The 18,886-nt window shown below is 73.9% G+C and carries 22 protein-coding genes and 1 riboswitch; of the genes, 7 read left to right on the forward strand and 15 right to left on the reverse strand.

The features are described from left to right. Nucleotides 1–12: 12 nt before the first annotated feature. On the reverse strand, nt 13–291 hold the full coding sequence (locus tag GGQ55_RS23085; protein WP_179720797.1) for a YggT family protein: 279 nt from the start codon (nt 289–291) through the stop codon (nt 13–15). Nucleotides 292–470: 179 nt separating this feature from the next. Continuing rightward, nucleotides 471–621, forward strand: a riboswitch (cyclic di-AMP (ydaO/yuaA leader). A 16-nt stretch (nt 622–637) separates the two neighbouring features. On the opposite strand from GGQ55_RS23085, the gene GGQ55_RS23090 reads away from it, so the two are divergent. Continuing rightward, the gene (locus tag GGQ55_RS23090; RefSeq protein ID WP_179720799.1) at nt 638–1,741 is read left to right on the forward strand and encodes a C40 family peptidase; all 1,104 of its coding nucleotides are present in this window, start codon (nt 638–640) and stop codon (nt 1,739–1,741) included. An 84-nt stretch (nt 1,742–1,825) separates the two neighbouring features. Then, nucleotides 1,826–2,572 (forward strand): hypothetical protein, encoded by a 747-nt coding sequence (locus GGQ55_RS23095; RefSeq protein WP_179720801.1) that lies wholly within the window; start codon nt 1,826–1,828, stop codon nt 2,570–2,572. 1 nt (nt 2,573) lies between these two features. On the opposite strand, the gene GGQ55_RS28745 is transcribed toward GGQ55_RS23095, so the two are convergent. Together GGQ55_RS28745 and GGQ55_RS23105 are read right to left on the reverse strand one after the other, a co-directional pair. After that, nucleotides 2,574–2,714, reverse strand: coding sequence for a hypothetical protein (locus GGQ55_RS28745; protein ID WP_179720803.1), 141 nt, complete (start codon nt 2,712–2,714; stop codon nt 2,574–2,576). Between the two features lie 33 nt (nt 2,715–2,747). Next, nucleotides 2,748–3,359 (reverse strand): methyltransferase domain-containing protein, encoded by a 612-nt coding sequence (locus tag GGQ55_RS23105; RefSeq protein ID WP_179720805.1) that lies wholly within the window; start codon nt 3,357–3,359, stop codon nt 2,748–2,750. On the opposite strand from GGQ55_RS23105, the gene GGQ55_RS23110 reads away from it, so the two are divergent. Then, nucleotides 3,358–4,971, forward strand: a complete 1,614-nt coding sequence (locus GGQ55_RS23110) for an ATP-dependent DNA ligase (RefSeq protein ID WP_218859402.1) — start codon at nt 3,358–3,360, stop codon at nt 4,969–4,971. The genes GGQ55_RS23105 and GGQ55_RS23110 overlap by 2 nt on opposite strands. Here the strand turns inward: GGQ55_RS23110 and arr are convergent. The 3 genes from arr to GGQ55_RS23125 are packed head-to-tail and all read right to left on the reverse strand — an operon-like array spanning nt 4,958 to nt 7,861. Then, nucleotides 4,958–5,413 (reverse strand): NAD(+)--rifampin ADP-ribosyltransferase, encoded by a 456-nt coding sequence (gene arr / locus GGQ55_RS23115; RefSeq protein WP_179720807.1) that lies wholly within the window; start codon nt 5,411–5,413, stop codon nt 4,958–4,960. The genes GGQ55_RS23110 and arr overlap by 14 nt on opposite strands. Nucleotide 5,414: 1 nt before the next feature. Then, entirely contained in the window at nt 5,415–6,461 is a 1,047-nt protein-coding gene (locus tag GGQ55_RS23120; RefSeq protein WP_179720809.1) for an NAD(+)/NADH kinase, read from the reverse strand. A 17-nt stretch (nt 6,462–6,478) separates the two neighbouring features. Then, nucleotides 6,479–7,861, reverse strand: coding sequence for an NAD(P)/FAD-dependent oxidoreductase (locus tag GGQ55_RS23125; RefSeq protein ID WP_179720811.1), 1,383 nt, complete (start codon nt 7,859–7,861; stop codon nt 6,479–6,481). A 41-nt stretch (nt 7,862–7,902) separates the two neighbouring features. Between GGQ55_RS23125 and GGQ55_RS23130 the strand changes: the two genes are divergently transcribed. Then, entirely contained in the window at nt 7,903–8,280 is a 378-nt protein-coding gene (locus tag GGQ55_RS23130; protein WP_179720813.1) for a VOC family protein, read from the forward strand. Between the two features lie 58 nt (nt 8,281–8,338). On the opposite strand, the gene GGQ55_RS23135 is transcribed toward GGQ55_RS23130, so the two are convergent. The 3 genes from GGQ55_RS23135 to GGQ55_RS23145 are packed head-to-tail and all read right to left on the reverse strand — an operon-like array spanning nt 8,339 to nt 10,411. Continuing rightward, nucleotides 8,339–9,610, reverse strand: a complete 1,272-nt coding sequence (locus tag GGQ55_RS23135; RefSeq protein WP_179720815.1) for a cytochrome P450 — start codon at nt 9,608–9,610, stop codon at nt 8,339–8,341. Between the two features lies 1 nt (nt 9,611). Further along, nucleotides 9,612–9,812, reverse strand: a complete 201-nt coding sequence (locus GGQ55_RS23140) for a ferredoxin (protein WP_179720817.1) — start codon at nt 9,810–9,812, stop codon at nt 9,612–9,614. Beyond that, a complete protein-coding gene (locus GGQ55_RS23145) occupies nt 9,809–10,411 on the reverse strand; it encodes a TetR family transcriptional regulator (RefSeq protein WP_179720819.1) in 603 nt (200 codons plus the stop codon). Before GGQ55_RS23145 ends, GGQ55_RS23140 begins: the two co-directional genes overlap by 4 nt. Before the next feature lie 65 nt (nt 10,412–10,476). Here GGQ55_RS23145 and lipP1 point away from each other — a divergent pair, with 65 nt between their 5' ends. Next, a complete protein-coding gene (lipP1, locus tag GGQ55_RS23150) occupies nt 10,477–11,412 on the forward strand; it encodes a LipP1 family hormone-sensitive lipase (RefSeq protein ID WP_179720821.1) in 936 nt (311 codons plus the stop codon). 2 nt (nt 11,413–11,414) lie between these two features. Here the strand turns inward: lipP1 and GGQ55_RS23155 are convergent, their stop codons facing one another. The 3 genes from GGQ55_RS23155 to lpdA form a co-directional block, all read right to left on the reverse strand. Further along, nucleotides 11,415–11,813, reverse strand: a complete 399-nt coding sequence (locus GGQ55_RS23155) for a DUF6221 family protein (protein ID WP_179720823.1) — start codon at nt 11,811–11,813, stop codon at nt 11,415–11,417. Nucleotides 11,814–11,833: 20 nt separating this feature from the next. Then, nucleotides 11,834–12,430: an RNA polymerase sigma factor SigE gene (gene sigE, locus GGQ55_RS23160; RefSeq protein ID WP_179720825.1), complete on the reverse strand. Its 597-nt coding sequence runs from the start codon at nt 12,428–12,430 to the stop codon at nt 11,834–11,836. Nucleotides 12,431–12,775: 345 nt separating this feature from the next. Then, nucleotides 12,776–14,179, reverse strand: coding sequence for a dihydrolipoyl dehydrogenase (gene lpdA, locus GGQ55_RS23165; protein WP_179720827.1), 1,404 nt, complete (start codon nt 14,177–14,179; stop codon nt 12,776–12,778). Between the two features lie 108 nt (nt 14,180–14,287). Here lpdA and GGQ55_RS23170 point away from each other — a divergent pair, with 108 nt between their 5' ends. Continuing rightward, nucleotides 14,288–15,676 (forward strand): sensor histidine kinase, encoded by a 1,389-nt coding sequence (locus GGQ55_RS23170; protein WP_366490073.1) that lies wholly within the window; start codon nt 14,288–14,290, stop codon nt 15,674–15,676. Between the two features lies 1 nt (nt 15,677). Here GGQ55_RS23170 and GGQ55_RS23175 read toward each other — a convergent pair whose 3' ends face one another. After that, nucleotides 15,678–15,920, reverse strand: a complete 243-nt coding sequence (locus tag GGQ55_RS23175; protein ID WP_179720828.1) for a hypothetical protein — start codon at nt 15,918–15,920, stop codon at nt 15,678–15,680. A gap of 96 nt (nt 15,921–16,016) precedes the next feature. Here GGQ55_RS23175 and GGQ55_RS23180 point away from each other — a divergent pair, with 96 nt between their 5' ends. After that, nucleotides 16,017–17,030: an LLM class flavin-dependent oxidoreductase gene (locus GGQ55_RS23180; RefSeq protein WP_179720830.1), complete on the forward strand. Its 1,014-nt coding sequence runs from the start codon at nt 16,017–16,019 to the stop codon at nt 17,028–17,030. Here GGQ55_RS23180 and GGQ55_RS23185 read toward each other — a convergent pair. Together GGQ55_RS23185 and GGQ55_RS23190 are read right to left on the reverse strand one after the other, a co-directional pair. Further along, a complete protein-coding gene (locus GGQ55_RS23185) occupies nt 16,935–17,879 on the reverse strand; it encodes a hypothetical protein (RefSeq protein WP_179720832.1) in 945 nt (314 codons plus the stop codon). The genes GGQ55_RS23180 and GGQ55_RS23185 overlap by 96 nt on opposite strands. Nucleotides 17,880–17,898: 19 nt before the next feature. Beyond that, nucleotides 17,899–18,816, reverse strand: a complete 918-nt coding sequence (locus GGQ55_RS23190) for an acetoacetate decarboxylase family protein (RefSeq protein WP_179720834.1) — start codon at nt 18,814–18,816, stop codon at nt 17,899–17,901. Nucleotides 18,817–18,886 lie beyond the last annotated feature (70 nt).

The raw sequence follows: 18,886 nt of genomic DNA on the forward strand, positions 1-18,886 counted from the left end.
CACCGACGCTACCTAGAACCGGACGACGATTGCCCGTAGCACGAGCACGCCGATGAACACGATCGTGAACGCGAGGTCGATCGACAGCCCGCCGATCCGCAGCGGCGGGACGACCCGGCGCACCGGCGCGATCACCGGCTCGGTGATCCGGTAGACGATCGCCCGGGCACGGCTGAGGCCCGGCCCGGCGCTCGGGGCGAGCACGCCGACCCAGTCGAGGACGACGCGGGCGAGCAGGACCAGCATCGCCAGCAGCAGGATCGTGCCGAGCAGGGCACCGATGGGACTCATTGGGGACTCCTCTCCGGCGTCCACCGTCGGCGCCGCACCTGTCCAACGCCCGAGGGCCGGATGTGGCTCCCGGCACCCCGCTCGGCTTGTCACCCTCTCCGGGCGCGCCTACGTTGATCCGGTCCGGACGGACCGCTCCGTCACCTTCCCGGCGACGACCGCCCGGACGCCGCCGAACCGCTCGCCGTGCGCCGCACGGAGGGTGGACCGGGGACCCACCGCAGCACTGGGGTGAAGCGCCCCGACGACTCCCCGCGAGCCGTCGAGGGGCCGGGCGTCCTTCCCGCCCGAACCCGTCAGCTAACTCGGTAGGCGGTCGCGGAAGAAAGGAACAACCCGCCGCACCATGGCGAGTTCACGCATCTCTGCCCACCCCCGGATCCTCCTCACCGTCGCCGCCGCCTGCGGCGTGGCGCTGATCCCCTCCCCCGGCTACGCCGCTCCGTCCGACCCCTCCACCTCCGCCGAGGCGGCACAACTCGTCGCCGGCCGCGCGCACGACCTGGAAGTGGTCTCCGAACAGGTCAACGAGGCCCGCGAGCAGCTCGCGCTCCGGCAGACCGCCGCAGCGCAGGCGGCCCAGCAGGTGGTGTCCGCCGACGCCGCCGTCACCGGTGCCCGTCAGCAGGTCGCCCGCCTGGCGCGCGACGCCTACACCGGCGGCCGGCTCAGCGCCGCCGAGGCGTTGCTGTCGAGCCACTCGGTCGGCCAGGTGGTCGACCGGCTGGTCATGCTGAACACCATCGGCGGCCAGCGGGCGGACGTGCTGGACACCGCCCGCCAGGCCACCGACGACGCCCACCAGGCGCAGGCAGCCGCCGACCACGCGGCCGCCGCGGCGCAGGCGCAGGTCGAACGGGTGGCCGCCCAGCAGAAGGCGCTCAACGACCAGATCGCCGTCTACCAGGCCGCGTACGACCGGCTGACCGCCGAGGAGCAGCGCGCCTCCCGCGCGGCCGCCGAACGGGCCGCGCAGCAGACCGCGGCCGCCAGCGCGCCGGCACCGGCCTCCCGGACGGCCCGGGCCAACCCCGCGCCCGCACCCTCCCCGGCACCGGCACCCGCTGCCGCCCCCGCCCCCGTCGCGGCCGGCAGCTCCGCCGCCCAGACCGCGGTGAACACGGCGCTGGCACAGGTGGGCAAGCCGTACGTCTGGGGCGCCGCCGGGCCCGGGTCCTTCGACTGCTCGGGGCTGACCCAGTACGCCTACAAGGCCGCCGGCGTCAGCCTGCCGCACTCCAGCAGCATGCAGTCCGGGATGGGGACGCCGGTGTCGAAGTCGGCCCTGCAGCCGGGTGACCTGGTGTTCTTCTACTCCCCGGTCAGCCACGTCGGGATGTACATCGGCAACGGCCAGATGGTGCACGCCTCCACCGCCGGTGAGCCGGTCAAGGTCGTCCCGCTCGACTCGATGCCCTCCTACAACAGCGCCCGCCGGATCGTGGGCTGACGCCGGCCGCCGTCCTCACCCTTCCCGGTGAGGACGGCGGACCGCCCACAGGCCGCCGCCAGGCCGCCGGGGGATCATCGCGGCATGGCCGAAGGCAGCAGGAGGAGGCGTTCCTCCGAGCCGGCGGACAGCGCGCGACGGACCCGCCGGGACCGCGAGGGCGAGCACCGCTGGCCGGCAGCGCTCGCCGTCCTGGTAGCCATCGCCCTGTACGCGCTGCTGCCGGAGAGCCTGCTCTTCGCGCCGCGGCTGCTGATCCCCGGCCTCGAGCTGGTCCTGCTCGTCACGCTGGTGGTCCACAGCCCGCGCCGGCTCACGAAGCAGACCCGCTGGTCGCGGACGGTGTCACTGGCCCTGGCGGCGCTGGTCACGCTGACCAACCTGGTCGCGCTGGGCCTGCTGGTGCACGACCTGGTGAAGTCCTCCCCCGGCGGCCGCGAGCTGCTGCTGGCCGCGCTGCAGGTCTGGACCACCAACGTGATCGCGTTCGCGCTGCTCTACTGGGAGCTCGACCGCGGCGGTCCGGTCGCCCGCATCACCCTGCCCCGCGAGCGGATCCCGCTCGCCGACTTCCGGTTCACCCAGGACGAGACCAAGGACACCGTGGTCGAGGTCGCGGCCGGGTCGAGCCAGCGGGCCGACTGGATCCCGCTGTTCGTCGACTACCTCTACCTGTCGACGACGAACTCGAGCGCCTTCAGCCCGACCGACACCATGCCGCTCTCGTCGCGGGCCAAGATCCTCATGGGCGTGGAGGCGACCGCGGCGCTGTTCACCTCGCTGCTGGTGATCGCCCGCGCGGTCGGCGCCCTCGGCGGGAGCGGCGGCTGAGCTACCCGCCCGGCCGGCGGGCCAGGAACGGGTAGCCGAAGACGTCGAAGGTCCGGGCGTTGCGCTCGCCGTCGGCGCCACCGAAGGTGTCGACCGGGTCGCCGACGGCGACGTCGGTGAAGCCGGTCTCGGCCAGGATCATCTGCCAGCCCGCACGGGGCAGCCCCCCGGCTATCTAGCCGGTCCAGAGGTCGATGTCCCGCAGCGCCCCCTCGGGCACCGGGCGGCCGTTGGCGATGTCGGCGAACTGCAGCCACCCGCCGGGCCGCAGCACGCGGCGGATCTCGGACAGGACGGCACCCTTGTCGGCGCAGAGGTTGAGCACGCCGTTGGAGATCACGACGTCGGCCCAGCCGTCCTCGACGGGGAGGTCCTCGGCCAGTCCGAGGCGGAACTCGACCTGCGCCAGGCCGAGCTCGGCGGCGGTCGCCGTCGCCTTGTCCACCATCTCCGGAGTCATGTCCACGCCGACGACCCGGCCCTGCGGCCCGACCTGCCGGGCCGCGAGGAAGGAGTCGAAGCCGGCGCCGGACCCCACGTCGACCACCCGCTCGCCGGCGGACAGCGCCCGCAGCGCACACGGGTCAGCGACGCCGGCGAACGACTCGACCGCCCGGTCCGGCAGTGCCGCCACCACGTCGTCGGCGTAGCCGAGCCGTCGGGCCAGATCCCGCCCCGTGGAGAAGTGGAACCGCCGCGACGGGTCAGCCGCCACCTGCCGGTACGTGTCGCGCACCTGCTCCCGCAGGACGACGGGGTCGACGAGGAGATCGGGCGCGGTCGCCATGCCTCCCACCACGAACGGGTGGCCGGAGCGGTTCACCGGCGGCGGGAACGTCGGTGCGACCTGCGACGATGCGCTGGTGCTGCTCGCCGAGGTCGTCGCCGCGTCCGCCGCGGTCGCGGCCACCCGCGCCCGGACGGCGAAGGCCGCGGCGATCGCCGAGCTGCTCCGACGGGCCGACCCGGACGAGGTCCCGGCGGTCACCGCCTGGCTGGCCGGCGACCCGCTGCAGAGCCGGCTCGGGGTCGGCTGGCGGACGCTGACCCGGCTCGAGCACGAACCCGCCGGGGAGCCGGCGCTGACCGTGCACGCCGTCGACGCCGTCCTGGCCGAGCTGGCGGCGACCTCCGGCGCCGGGTCGGCCGCCCGCCGCGAAACGCTCCTGGCCGGGCTGTTCTCGGCGGCCACCGGCGAGGAGCAGCGCTTCCTGGTCCGGCTGCTCACCGGCGAGCTGCGCCAGGGGGCGCTGGAGGGCGTCGTCCTCGACGCCGTCGCCGCGGCGGCCGACGTCCCGGCGGCGGCCGTGCGGCGCGCGTTCATGCTGTCCGGCAGCCTGCCCGGCACGGCCGCGACCGCGCTGACCGGCGGGGTGGCCGCCCTGGAGGCGGTGCGGCTGGAGGTCGGCCGGCCGGTGCACCCGATGCTGGCCAGCCCCGGCAGCTCGCTCGACGACGCGCTCGCCGACCTCGGCGCCGACGTGACCGTGGAGTTCAAGCTCGACGGCGCCCGCGTCCAGGTGCACCGCGACGGCGACGACGTCCGGGTGTGGACCCGCACCCTGCGCGAGATCACCGAGGCGGTGCCCGAGCTGGTCGAGCGGGTCCGCGCGCTGCCCTGCCGCAGCGCCGTCCTCGACGGCGAGACCCTCGCGCTGGACGACGACGGCCGGCCCCGCGCCTTCCAGGACACGATGAGCCGCTTCGGCGCCGCGACCGCCGACGAGAGCGTGCTGCTCTCCCCGTTCTTCTTCGACCTGCTGCACCTCGACGGCCGCGACCTGCTCGACGAGCCGCTGGCCGCCCGGCTCGACGCGCTCGCCGGGCTGCTCGCCGCCGACGAGCACGCCGTGCTCCGCATGCCGGGCGTCCGCCGTCCCGACCCGGCGCAGGCCGCGGGGGTGCTGGCCGACGCGCTCGCCGCCGGGCACGAGGGCGTCGTCGTCAAGGACCTCGGCGCGCCCTACGCCGCCGGGCGGCGCGGCCGGGCGTGGCAGAAGGTCAAGCCGGTGCACACCCTCGACCTGGTGGTGATCGGCGCGGAGTGGGGCTACGGCCGCCGCTCCGGGAAGCTGTCCAACATCCACCTCGGCGCCCGCGACCCCGACGGCGGCGAGCCGGTCATGGTGGGCAAGACGTTCAAGGGCATGACCGACGAGCTGCTGGCGTGGCAGACGCGCACCTTCCCCGACCTGGCCCGCGAGCAGCACCAGTGGGGTGTGCTGCTGCGCCCCGAGCTGGTCGTCGAGATCGCCGTCGACGGCGTCCAGCGCAGCCCGCGCTACCCCGGTGGCGTGGCGCTGCGCTTCGCCCGGGTGGTCCGCTACCGGCCGGACAAGACGCCGGGGCAGGCCGACACGATCGAGGCGGTGCGGGGGCTGCTCGCTAGTCCTCGATGACGTCGAGGCCCTGCTCGCGCAGCTGCGCGAGGGAGTCGAGCATCCCCTTGACGACCTCCGGGTCGTGCCCCTGCCAGTCCGCCACCTCGCCGACGACGCGCAGCGGATGGCGGGTGCGGTAGGACTCGGTGGGATTGCCGGGGAACCGCTTGTTCGTCACGTTCGGGTCGTCCTCGAAGGGGCCCAGCGGCTCCACGACGTAGATGTGGCCGCGTTCCTCGCTGCCGGCCAGCGCGGTCGCCAGCTCCGCTCCCCAGGCGGCCGTGCCCTCGAGCGCGGTGAAGTAGATGTGGTTGGACACCCGGCCCTGCTGGAAGTTCGAGCCGTAGCCGGGCACCAGCTCGTCGCCGACCGCCAGCGCCGACTTCGTCCCGTGGAAGAACGGCCCCTCGACGTGCGCGCAGCTGTCGTAGGTCACCGGGACGTGGTCGTTCTCGGCCATCTCAGTCGTCCATCGGGCCGGGGTGGGCCAGGTCGTACGGGATCGGGATCCCCGGGTCGTAGACGTCCGGCGCCTGCCCGTCGGCGACGGCGGCGCGGGAGTCGGCCAGCCCGAACCGGTCGCGCACGCGGTCGAGGAAGTGCGGGTCGTCCAGGCGGACCAGCTTGGCGCGCTGCCGGGCGCCGTAGACGTTGAGCCAGTCCCCCGGGTCCAGGACCCCCGACAGCTGCCCGTCGATGCTCACCGCGACCTGCCCGGACCGGGCCAGCACCCGCATGCCGATCCGGTGCCGGCTGGAGAGCACGAGGCTGCGGTTGAACACCATGTGCGGCGCGACCGGGGTGAACACCAGCGCGTCCATGTCCGGGGAGAGCACCGGTCCCCCGGCCGCGAAGCTGTAGGCGGTGGAGCCGGTGGCGGTGGAGACGATGAGCGCGTCGGCCGAGTAGGAGGCGAACAGCCGGCTGTCGACGTAGACGGCGATGCTGGCCTGCCGGTCGCGGGCGAGCTTCTCGAACACGATGTCGTTGAGCGCCCACACGTCCAGCGGCACGCCCCAGCCGTAGGCCTCGGCGTCCCGGCGCGGGGTGGGTGGCGGCAGCGCGTGCCCGCGGCCGTAGCGCAGCAGTTCGTCGATGCCGTGCGGGATCTCCAGCGGGCGGGACGCGCGCATGGTCAGCGTCATCCGCTTGTCCAGGACGACGTCGCCGGCCATGACCGCGTCCAGCGCCTCCTCGAGCCGGTCCACGGAGACCTCGGTGAGGAAGCCGACCCGGCCGACGTCGATGCCGAGGACCATCGCGCCGGCCGCCGCGGCGACGCGGGCGCCGCGCAGGTAGGTGCCGTCGCCGCCGACGGTGACGATGAGGTCGGGCTCGCCGGCGAGCTCCGCCTCCTCACCCGCCGTGTGCCGGGTGCCCTCGCCCCACACGTCGACGTCGGTGATGGGCAGGTCGCGGGCGGCGGCCCACGCGCGGACGCGGGCGGCCGCGTCCCGGGCCACCTCCTTGCCCATGTGCACGACCAGGCCGATCCGGGAGATGCTCACCTGCGCAGTGTGCCCGGTCAGTGGCCGGTCAGGCGGGTCATCACCCGGTCGAGCAGCGCCGGTTCGCGGCCGGTGCGCCGCTCCCGGCGGTCGATCGCGGCCGCCAGCCGGAAGCCGGCGTTCACCCCGAGCCAGCGCAGCGGCTCGGGCTCGAAGGGCGGCGAGCGGTGGCCGACCCACGGCAGCCGGGTGAGCTCGGTGTCCGCGCCGGTGATCAGGTCGGCGAGGGTGCGCCCGGCCAGGTTCGTCATCGCCACGCCGTCGCCGCTGTAGCCGCCCGCCGAGGCCAGCCCGGTCGCCGGGTCGTACCGGACCGACGGCCACCAGTCGCGGGGCACGCCCAGCGCGCCGCCCCACCGGTGGGTGATCCGGGCACCGGCCGCGGCCGGGAACAGCTCCACCAGGCTGCGCCGCAGCGCGTCGTGCACCCCGCGGGCGTGCTCGGACGCCGTCGTCAGCCGCGATCCGAGACGGTACGGCGCGCCGCGACCGCCGAAGGCGATCCGCCCGTCTCGGGTGCGCTGCGCGTAGACGATCAGCCGGCGGGCGTCGTTGAGCGTGACCCGTTGCTGCCAGCCGACCTCGGCCCAGAAGTCGGCGGGCAGCGGCTCGGTGGCCAGCATCAGCGAGTAGACCGGCAGGAGCGCCCGCCGTTCGCCGGCCAGCGTCCGGGTGTAGCCCTCCAGCGCGCGGACGACGATGCGGGCGCGCACGTCGCCGGCCGTCGTCCGTACGAGGTGCGGCTCGATCGCGGTGACCGTCGTCCCCTCGTGGACGACGACGCCGCGCCGCTCGACCGCCCGCGCCAGCCCGCGGACCAGCTTCGCCGGGTGCACCGCCGCGCAGTGGGGGGTGAACGTGGCGCCGCGGAGGCCGTCGGCGGCGACCAGCCGCCGGGCCTCGGCGCGGGAGAGCCACCCGAGGTCGTCGTAGCCCCACTCCCGGGCCTCGGCCACCTCGGCGCGCAGCCGCGCGGCCTGCGGCTCGGTGGTGGCCAGCCGCAGGTAGCCGGCCGTGTCCGCGTCGGCGTCGATGCCCTCGTCCGCCGCCGTCCGGAGCACCTCGTCGACCGTGGCGTCGGCGGCGCGCTGCCACGCCATCGCGGCGTCCCGCGACGACCGGGCGGCCACGGTGTCCCACGAGACAGGCAGCAGGCCCGACACCCAGCCGCCGTTGCGCCCGGAGGCGCCGAAGCCGGCGAACTCCCGCTCCAGGACGACGATCCGCAGCCCAGGGTCGCGGCGCACCAGGTGGTAGGCGGTCCAGAGCCCGGTGAAGCCGCCGCCCACGATCGCGACGTCGGCCTCGGCCGGGCCGCTCAGCGGCGGACGCCGGGTCTCGAGGTCGCCCGCGGGCAGCGTGTCGTGCCAGAGGGAGCGAGGGACTCCCGCGCCGTCCACCTGCGTGCTTCGCTGCCTCCACGTCACAGAGGGAGCCCACCATGGCCGTCCAGCTCAACCACACCATCGTCGCCGCCCACGACCGGCACGCCTCCGCGGCGTTCCTGACCGAGCTGCTCGGGCTCAAGCCGTCCGTGGACTTCGGCCCGTTCGCCGTCGTCGAGCTGGACAACGAGGTCTCGCTGGACTTCATCGACGACCCGGAGGTCAAGCCCCGGCACTACGCGTTCCTGGTCTCCGAGGAGGAGTTCGACGAGATCTTCGGCCGGATCCGGGCGCGCGGGCTGAGCTACTGGGCCGATCCGTTCGAGCAGCACCCCGGCGAGATCAACACCAACGACGGGGGCCGCGGCGTCTACTGGAAGGACCCGAACGAGCACATGCTCGAGATCATCACCCGCCCGTACGGCAGCGGGTGATCACCTGCGCTTTGTCGCGATAAAGCACGCGTGCTTTATCGCGATAAAGCGCAGGACCTCAGCCGAGGCGGACGGGGAGCGTGCGCGGGCCACGGATCTGGCCGCTCGACCACTTGACCGCGTCCGGGTCGGCGAGCGAGAACTCGGGGAACCGCGAGAGCCACACCTCCAGCGCCACGCGCAGCTCCATGCGGGCCAGGTGCGACCCCACGCAGCGGTGGATCCCCAGCCCGAACGCGGCGTGCCGGTTGACCTTGCGGTCGAGCACGACCTCGTCGGCCCGCTCGAACTGCTCCGGGTCGCGGTTGGCGGCCGGGAAGGGCAGCAGCACCCAGTCCTCGGCCTTCATGTCCACGCCGTGCCAGCTCATGTCCTGCTTGACCAGCCGCGCCATGGTCACCGGCGCGTAGGCGCGCAGGAACTCCTCCAGCGCGAACGGCATCAGCTCCGGCTCGGCGACCAGCCGGCGGCGGTCCTCCGGGTGCCCGGCCAGGTGCCACAGCGACGCCCCGATCGCGCTCCAGGTGGTGTCGATGCCGGCGATGAGCAGCAGGACGATCGTGCCCGCCACGTGCGAGGGGTCGAGCTTGCTGCCGTAGAGCTCCACGTCGAGCAGGTAGGACGTGAGGTCGTCCCGCGGCTCCGCGATGTGCTCGCGGATGCGCGCGAAGATGTACTCGAACAGCTCCCCCATCCGCTCGATGCGCTCCTCGGGCGGCAGGTTGACCCCCTCGAGGGTGTTCTCGACGAAGCGGGCGAACTGCTCGCCGTCCTCCTGCGGGAAGCCGAGCATGTGCGCGATCACCCGCATCGGGATGTGCTGGGAGTACTCGGCGGCGGCGTCGACGACGTCGCGCCCGGCGAACCCGTCGAGCAGCGACTCGCAGAACTCCCGGGTCGCCGGCTCCAGCTTGCTGACGGCGGTCTTCGTGAACGCCGGCAGCAGCAGCTTGCGGGCGTCGTGGTGGAACGGCGGGTCCGACGAGATCGGCGGCGCCCCTCCGATCGGCGCGATGTCCACCGGCGGGCGGAAGTTGCTCATGATGATCGCCCGCGAGGAGAACGCGTCGGTGTCGTAGGCGATCGCCGCGACGTCCTCGTACCGGGTGGGCAGCCACCCGCCGCCGAAGCGGTCGGTGTGCGCGATCGGGCAGCGCGAGCGCAGGTCGTCCCACACCTCCGGCGCGTGCTGGGCGTACTCGGGCTCCAGGTGGGAGAAGTCCGTCGTCCAGTCCGACACCGGCCCGATCACCGGGTCGACCCGGGTGCCCAGCGACGGATCCTGCGGGACGGGGTGGAAGTCGTCGACGGAGCGGTCCTCGACGGTCATGTCAGTCCTCCTCGACCAGCTCGACGGCGGCCTCGGGGCAGTTGGCCTCGGCCAGGCGGGCGTCCTCTTCCCGTCCGGGCGGCACCCGCCCGTCGCCGAGGACCTGGCCGTAGCCGTCCTCGTCCTCGCCGAACAGGTCCGGCGCCAGGTCGTAGCAGCGGCCGTGGCCCTGGCAGCGGTCGTGATCGATCAGCAGTTTCATCGGGCGGCTCCGAGAGGTGGGGCGAGGGCGGGCACGAGGCGGGCCAGGAAGGCGGCCCACTCCCCCTCGTCGACGTCGTCGAGGTCGGGTCCGACCAGGGCGGTGCCGACGGCGAGGGACAGGCAGAAGTGCGCGACGGCGGACGGCGGGAGCGCCGGGTCGAGCTCGCCGGAGGCCTGGGCCTGCCGGACGAGGTCGGCCAGCCACTCGATGCGCTCGGCGACGTAGCCGCGCATCGCGTCGGCGACGTCGGCGTCGCGGCGGGCGGCCACCAGGGCCTCGATGACCAGCCAGCCGTCGGCGTCCCGGCGACGGCGCAGCCGGCGGCCGCTGACCTGCAGCAGCTCGGTGATCGACCGGTCGGGCTCGGCGGCGACCAGGTGCGACAGCAGCCGCCGGCCGTGCGCGCGCACCGCGCCGACGAGCAGCTCGGCCTTGGAGCCGAAGTAGGCGTACATCGCGCCGTTGGACAGGCCCGCCGCCTCGGCGATGTCGGACACCCGCGCGGCGTCGTAGCCGCGAGCGGCGAAGACGTCGGCGGCGGCGCGCAGCAGCCGCTCGGTGGTGCCGGCCGCCGTGGCGCCCGCGGTGCGAGCCATGCCACGAATTGAAGGGTGATTCAATTCACAGGTCAAGCCCCCTCCCCGACGTCAGGAGAACTTCCGTGCCGGTCGACCCGCAGATCGCCGCCGTCCTCGCCCTGCTCGACTCCTCCGGCCTGCCGCCGATGTACGAGGGCAGCCCCGAGGAGGGCCGCGCCGCGTTCCTCGCGCTCACCGCGGATGCCCGGACGCCCGAGCAGGTCGTGCCGGTCGGTGCAGTCGAGGACCGCACCGTCCCGGGTGCCGACGGCGAGCTGCGCGCGCGGGTGTACCGGCCGGAGGGCGAGGGTCCGTTCCCGACCGTCGTCTTCTTCCACGGCGGTGGCTGGGTGATCGGCGACCTCGAGACCCACGACAACCAGGCCCGGTCGGTGGCCCGGCACGGCCGCGCCGTCGTCGTCTCGGTCGACTACCGGCTGGCGCCGGAGCACCCGTTCCCGGCGGCGGTCGACGACGCCGTCGCCGCGGCCCGCTGGGCGGCCGCGCACCTGGGCGAGCTCGGCGGCGACGACCGGCTGGCGGTGGCCGGGGACAGCGCCGGCGGCAACCTGGCCGCCGTCGTCGCCCAGCAGCTGCACGCCGACGGCACGCCGGTGACCGCGCAGTTCCTCATCTACCCCGCCGTCGACTCGGCCGGTGAGTACCCGTCGCGGGTGGAGAACGCCAAGGGCTACTTCCTCGAGCAGCCGACCATGGACTGGTTCTACGGCCACTACGCCGGCGGCTTCGACGACCCCGCCGACCCGCGGCTGTCACCGCTGCGCGCGGCCGACCTCTCCGGTCTCGCGCCCGCGCTCGTGGTCACCGCCGAGTTCGACCCGCTGCGCGACGAGGGCGAGGCCTACGCCGAGGCGCTGCGCGCCGCCGGCGTGCCGGTGCAGCAGCAGCGCTACGACGGGATGATCCACGGCTTCTTCGACATGGGGCCGATCTCACCGGCCGCCCAGGCCGCGATCGACGAGAGCTGCGCGCGCTTCGGGGAGCTGCTGCACCGCTGATCTCAGGGGCGCCACTCCGGGCGGTAGTCGTGGTGCTCGGCGTAGGGCAGCGCGAGCAGGGCGAGGGTGAGCGCGGCGAGCTGGTGCTGGTCGGTGGGCGTGAGCGGGAAGTCGGCCATGCCGTTCGGCCGGGCGCCGAGGAAGTGCAGGTCGGGACGGGAGTCGCGGCAGGCCAGCACCAGCCGCCGCTTCGCGGCGCACTCGGCGAGCACCCGAGCGGGGTCGTGCCGGGCGACGTGCTCGGCGGCGAGCGGCGCACCGTCGTCCTCGGGCTCCCACTGCTCGCGCCCGCTGTCGGCGGCGGCGTCGGCGGCGATCCGCTTGTCCTCGGCGATGCGGGCCAGCACGAACTGGTCGAGATCGGGTTGCTGGTCGGGCACGAGGCCGGACTCGACGTCCATGCCGGTCATCCTGCCCCGGCTCAGGCGACCGACTCTTCCGTGGTCGGCCGCAGCCGCGGGTCGAGGTGGGCCAGCGCCTCGCGCAGCTGCACGCGGCCCCGGTGGATCCGCGAGCGGACCGTGCCGAGCTTGATGCCGAGGGTCGCCGCGATCTCCTCGTAGGTCAGGCCCTCGATGTCGCACAGCACCACGGCGACGCGGAACTCCGGCGACAGCGCGTCGAGTGCCGCCTGGATCTGCGGGTCGAGGTGGGTGTCGGCGTACACCTGCTCGGGGCTGGGGGCGGTGCCGGGCAGCCGCTCGGTGTCCTCGGGCAGCGCGTCGAACCGGATCCGCTGCCGGCGCCGGACCATGTCCAGGAACAGGTTCGTGGTGATCCGGTGCAGCCAGCCCTCGAACGTGCCCGGCGCGAAGTTGGCCAGCGACCGGAAGACCCGGATGAACGTCTCCTGGGTCAGGTCCTCGGCGTCCTGGGCGTTGCCGGACAGGCGGTAGGCGAGCCGGTAGACCCGCGCCGAGTGCTCCCGGACGACCTGGTCCCACGTCGGGGTGACCCAACCCTCGGCGGCGCCGTCGGTGGCGACGGCGGACGTCGTGGCGGCAATAGCGGTAGTCATGACAGAGACCTCCAACGCAACGGTCGGCAGGTCTCCCCCGCCCGGCGGTCTGCCGGACCGGTCGCGCCGGGCCTGGATGACCAGGCCGTATTGACGACGCTCCGCGGAGGGGTACTCCCCTACGTGATCAATCATGCAGGGCCGAGAGGCAGTTGTCCACTCAGCTACCCGGACTCACAGCCAACCCGCAGGTGCGGGCGGCCGAGGAGGCTGACCCTCGCGGTGTTGCCGTCACCCTCGCGTCGTGCGGCGAGGGTCGCGACCACACCGCGAGGGCGAACGGCCGCAGACGCCGACCGGCCCCCGTCTCGCGCGGAGACGGGGGCCGATGAGCCGGGACGGCGGCTACAGGTTGATCATGTGGCCGGCAAGGCCGTGGAACGCCTCCTGCAGCGCCTCGGACAGCGTCGGGTGCGCGTGCACGTTGCGGGCCAGCTCCAGCGCGGTGAGGTCCCACTTCTGCGCGAGGGTCAGCTCGGGCAGCAGCTCGGTGACCTCGGGGCCGACGAGGTGGCCGCCGAGCAGCTCGCCGTAGGTCTCGTCGGCGACGAGCTTGACGAAGCCGCCGGGCTCCCCCAGCCCCTGGGCCTTGCCGTTGGCCGTGAACGGGAACTGGACGACCTTGACCTTCCAGCCCTTCTCGTCGGCCAGCTCGCGGGCCTGCGCCTCGGTGTAGCCGAAGCTGGCCACCTGCGGCGAGCAGAACGTCGCCCGTGGCATCATCGGGTACTCGAGGGTCATCGTCTCGGCGCCGGCGATGGCCTCGGCGGCCACGACGCCCTGCGCCTCGGCCACGTGGGCGAGCATCAGCTTCGCCGTCACGTCACCGATCGCGAACACGTGCGGCACGTTGGTGCGCATGTAGTCGTCGATCGCGATGGCACCGCGGTCGGTGAGCTGCACGCCGAGCTTGTCCAGGCCGTAGCCCTCGACGCGCGGCGCGAAGCCGATCGCCTGGATGACCTTGTCCGCCGTCAGCTCGCGGCTGCCCTTGGCGTCGGAGACCGTGACGACGACGGAGTCCCCGGAGTCGTCGATCTTCTCGACCTTGGTCGACGTGAGGACCTCCACACCGAGCTTGCGGTAGGCCTTGGCGAGCTCCTTGGAGACCGCCTCGTCCTCCAGCGGCAGCATCCGGTCGAGGAACTCGACGATGGTGACCTTGACGCCGTAGTTGTGGAGCACGAAGGCGAACTCGACGCCGATCGCACCGGCGCCGGCGATGATCACGCTGCCCGGCAGGTCGCGGGTGGTGATCTGCTCCTCGTAGGTCACCACGCGCTCGGACAGCGAGGTCCCGGGCAGCAGCCGGGTGTTCGTGCCGGTCGCGATGATCACGTGGTCGAAGGTGACGGTCTCCTCGCCGCCCCCGTTGAGCGCGACGCGCAGCGTGTGCGGGTCGGTGAACTCGCCCCAGCCGTCGAACTCCTGGATCTTGTTCTTCTTCATCAGGAAGTGGACGCCCTTGACCCGGCCGTCGGCGACCGTGCGGCTGCGGTCGAACGCCACGCCGTAGTCGAAGGAGACGTCGCCGCTGATGCCGAAGGTCTTGGCCTCGTCGCGCACCAGGTGGGCCAGCTCGGCGTTGCGCAGCAGCGCCTTCGACGGGATGCAGCCGACGTTCAGGCAGACCCCGCCCCAGTACTTGCTCTCGACGACGGCCACGCTCTTGCCGAGCTGAGCGGCACGGATGGCGGCCACGTACCCACCGGGTCCGGCACCGAGGACGACGACGTCGAAGTGAGGCATACCGCAAGCGTAGGGCGGCGCACCGGCTCGCCGCTGAAGGAGGCAGTGACGTCGCGCACGCTGAGCGGGTTGTAGACACCGTCCGCGCGGTGCGGCCAGGCTGGCGCCGTGATCGCCGTCGACGAACTGCGCCCGCTGGGGCTGTTCGCCGGCACCGAGAGCGAGCGGCTGGACCAGCTGGCCGGCCTCGGCGACGTGGTGCCGTTCCGCCCCGGCGACGAGCCGTTCCGGGAGGGGCAACCGGCCGAGTACTGGTGGGTCCTGCTGGAGGGCAGCCTCGACCTCGTGCGCCACGTCGGGCGGGAGGAGACCCGACTGGGTGCGCTCGACGTGCCCGGCCGGTGGGCCGGCGGGTTCCGCGCGTGGGACGAGCACGGCGTGTACCTGGCGACGGCGCGGGCGACGACGGCCGGGCGGTTCTTCCGGGTTCCCGCGCCCGAGCTGCGCACGTGGGCGACGGCGTCGTTCCCGCTCGGCGTCCACCTCATCGAGGGGCTGTTCCGGACCGCGCGCGGCTTCGAGTCGACGACGCGGCAGAAGGAGTCGCTGGTCGCCCTGGGCACCCTGGCCGCCGGCCTGGCGCACGAGATCAACAACCCGGCCGCCGCGGCGACCCGGGCAGTGGACGTCCTCGCCGAGGCGCACGAGGCCACGCTCGGCGCACTCCGGCGGCTGGCCGAGGAAGGGATCGACGCCGCGGGCTTCCTCCGCATCGACTCGCTGCGCCAGGAGCTCGCCGCAGCCCCGGAGAGCGCGCTGGAGGTGGCCGACCGCGAGGACGAACTGGCCGACTGGCTCTCCCGCCAGGGCGTCGCCGGCGCCTGGGAGGTCGCACCGCCGCTCGCCGCGGCGGGCGCGGACGTCGCCTGGTGCGAGCGCGTGGCGGCCCTGCTCGGCCCCCGGGCACTGGGACCGGCCGTGGAGTGGGTGGCCGGCACGCTGTCGACGGTGGCCGTGCTGGACGAGGTGAAGACGTCCACGCGCCACATCTCCGACCTGGTGGCGGTGGTGAAGTCCTACTCGCAGATGGACCGGGCCTCCGTCCAGTGGACCGATGTCCGCGAAGGGCTGGACAGCACGCTCGCGGTGCTGGCCGCGCGGATCCCGGCCGGCGTGGACGTCGTCCGGGACTACTCGCCCGAGCTGCCGCGGATCGAGGCCGCCGCCGGCGAGCTGAACCAGGTGTGGACCAACCTCGTCGGCAACGCCCTCGACGCGATGGCCGGGCACGGCGCCCTGCAGGTCTCCGCCCGGCCCGATCCCCACGGGAACGTGCTCGTCGAGATCGCCGACACCGGCCCCGGCATGACCGAGGACGTGCAGCGGCACGCGTTCGACCCCTTCTTCACGACCAAGCCGGTGGGTGAGGGGGTGGGTCTCGGGCTGGACGTCGCCCGTCAGGTGGTCGAGCGCCACCACGGCGAGATCACGATCGAGAGCCGGCCGGGCCGCACGGTGCTGCGCGTCTGGCTCCCCCGGGGACGGCGGGGCGGCTGACTCACATGCCCGGGGCGCACTCGGGCTGGCGCGCGAGGTAGCTGTCGTAGGCGTCGGAGACCAGGGTCACCGTGCCGTGCGACGTGGCGATCGTGCCGGGCCACTGGTGCACCCGGGCCAGCGTGTGCGCACAGCTGGGCGGGTCGATGCCGGGCGGGTCCGCCCAGGCCGCGACGGCCGGGACGGCGACCAGGCCCCCCGCGACGCCGGCGACGAGGAGAGCACGGGACAGACGGGAGCTCACGGGGAGGACCTCCTCCGGGGAAGGGAGCTGGATGCCCGGGAGGAGGGGGCGCCGCGACCAGGAATACATCGACGTCGGTCCGCAGCTGACGACGGCGTGCCCGAACCCTCGGTCCCGCTGGAGAAGCTGGGCTTCCTGACCATCGGCCTGTTCGACGGCGACGACCCGGCGCCCGGCCACGAGACGACGCTGCAGGTGATCGAGCTCGGCGAGCAGCTGGGCTTCGACAGCGCGTGGGTGCGCCACCGGCACCTGCAGTACGGCATCTCCTCGCCGGTCGCCGTCCTGGCCGCGGCCACCCAGCGCACCCGCCGGATCGAGCTGGGCACCGCCGTCATCCCGCTGGGCTGGGAGAACCCGCTGCGGCTGGCCGAGGACCTCGCCACGGTCGACGTCCTGTCCGGCGGGCGGCTCAACCCCGGTGTGAGCGTCGGCCCGCCGATGCACTGGGACGACGTGCGGACGGCGCTGTACCCCGACACCGCCGACGTCGAGGACTTCTCCTACGAGCGGGTGGCCCGGCTGATGCGGTTCGTCCGCGGCGAGCGGGCGGCCTCCTACGCCGGCAAGGAGGGCGTGGTCGAGGAGTGGTCGGACCGGGTGCAGCCGCAGTCGCCCGGCCTGGCCTCCCGCATGTGGTACGGCGGCGGCAGCGTCTCGTCGGCCCGCTGGGCCGGTGAGAACGGGATGAACTTCCTGACCAGCAGCGTGGTCAGGGCCGAGGACTCCACCGACTTCGCCGCGATCCAGCACGGGCTGATCCGGGCTTTCCGCGAGGCGCAACCCGGCGGCCGCGTGTCGCAGGGGCTCGTCGTGATCCCGACCGACAGCGCCACGGCCGAGCAGCGCGCCAAGTACCGGGCCTACGTCGAGGCCCGCACGCCCCGGACGTCGACCCCGCAGGGCCCGGGCAGGCTGCTGTTCGCCCGCGACCTGATCGGCAGCTCCGACGAGATCGCCGAGCAGCTGTACGCCCACGCCGCGTTCCGGGAGGTCACCGAGGTCGCCTTCGCCCTACCGTTCAGCTTCGCGGCCGAGGACTACGTCCAGATCCTCACCGACATCGCCACCGGGCTCGGCCCGGCGCTCGGCTGGGCGCCCCGTTCCTGAGGCGGCCCACCATCCGTACCCGCCGGTCCCGACGGCGGCGACCAGCACCGCCACGTAGACCCACAGCCACGGGTCGTCGGCCCTGACCGACGCCCGGGAGCGGAGCAGCACCAGCAGCTCCAGGACGCCGAACACCGTGTAGGCGATCGCCGGGATCCGCAGCCGGGCGAGGTCGCGCTCCCGGATCGACAGGCCGGCGGCCACCCCGAACGCGATGAGCCAGGCGCCGACCACCTGGCCGCTGAGCGGGGTCAGGTCCCACGGCCAGAAGCGGGTGATCGCCCTCGCCTCGTGGTGGACGTCGAGGCACCCCAGGAACAGCACGATCCCGGCGGTGGCCAGGACGACCCCCTGGACGGCGAGCAGGGCGCGCAGCCAGCCCGGCAGCGGCCGCCGCACCTCCTGCTGCCGGTCCCGGCCGCTCTCCTGCCGCGCGAGCACGAGGACGCAGGCGATCGGGACGACGAGGTAGACCGTCAGCCACACCCACGCGGCCGACCGGGCCAGCGCACCGCCGTCGGCCAGGTGCAGCCGGTGGTGGTGGACGAGCGTGGCCGTGCTGGTGATCACCGTGAAGACCGCGACCGTCGCGACCGGCACGCGGATGCGCGTCCACCGCCGCTGGCGCAGGGAGAGCAGCGACAGCACGCAGCCGGCGGCGAACGCGGCACCGAGGAACGCCGCCGTGATCTCGACCCGGATGGTCCAGGCGAACGCCTCGTCGGCGCGCCCGCTGAACACCAGCAGCGCGAGGACGGCGAGCAGCGTGAGGCCGACGAAGGTGCTCAGCAGCACCCGCGTGCCGGCCTGCACCTCGTCCGCCGCGAGAGCCGCCCCGGGTGCCGCCACGTCCCAGGAGCGTCGTCCTCTAACGAGCCGCCGGGGAGGGACCTACGGCACCGGTCGCGGAATCGGCGGCGTACTGGTCGATCGGCGGGGTGTCGGGGTAGCGGACCGTGTAGCGCCCCCGCGGCCGGTCGGAGCCGACGTACCCGCGGTACTGCCGTCCCGGCCCGATCGGCCGTCCCTCCGGCAGGATCGTGCGGTGGGTGAGGTAGTTGAAGACGGCGAGCGGTGCCGGGCTGATCTCCCAGCCGCGGAGCTGTCGGCCCACCGGGTGCTCGCCCAGCCGGAGCGTGCCCGAGGCGGGTCCGAGCCGGATCTGCCGGTAGCCCGACATGGGCACGGTGGTCTCCAGCAGGACGCCGTCCTTGACGGTGTGGACGACGTGCGGGTGGCGGTCGGCCAGCGCCGGGCCGCTCGGCCGCAGGATCAGGTCGAGGATCTCCTGCCCGTCCTCGGACAGGACCACCCGCCGCCGGTCGGGCTCCTCCTCGAAGTCGAGATCGGCCACGAACTTCGGGAAGCCCCACAGCGCGCCGACGTCCCGGGCCTCGAGGGTGGTGACCGGGAGGTGGAGCACGAACACCCGCAGCCGCGGGCTGAGGATCGGCAGCACCCGCCGCGCCGGGCCGACGGTGACGACGACGGCCACCGAGACCTCGGCGTACGGGGTCAGCACCTCCGTACCGCCGTCGGCGCCCACGCAGGTGGTCTCCCGGTAGCGGAACACCCCCAGCGACAGCAGCGCCCGCCCGTCGATCCACCGCGCCGGGCGGAGCTGGTCGCACGGCAGCGCGGCGGCGACGGCGTCGTACGAGGCCGTGTGCAGCGATGCCATGAACTCGTCGTCGTGGTAGTAGACCGGCAACCGGAAGCGCCGATCGGCCGCGGTCACCAGGTCCCGCGGGCCCTCCCACCGGTAGAACTCGCCGCGTCGCGCCACCGCACCGCCCTCCTCGTCGAGGCGGGAGGAGCATGTCGGCCCGGACCCGTCAGGGAAAGCCCTCCTGGCA

This window comes from Petropleomorpha daqingensis, assembly GCF_013408985.1.
In the GTDB taxonomy this organism is placed as follows: Bacteria; Actinomycetota; Actinomycetes; order Mycobacteriales; family Geodermatophilaceae; genus Petropleomorpha; species Petropleomorpha daqingensis.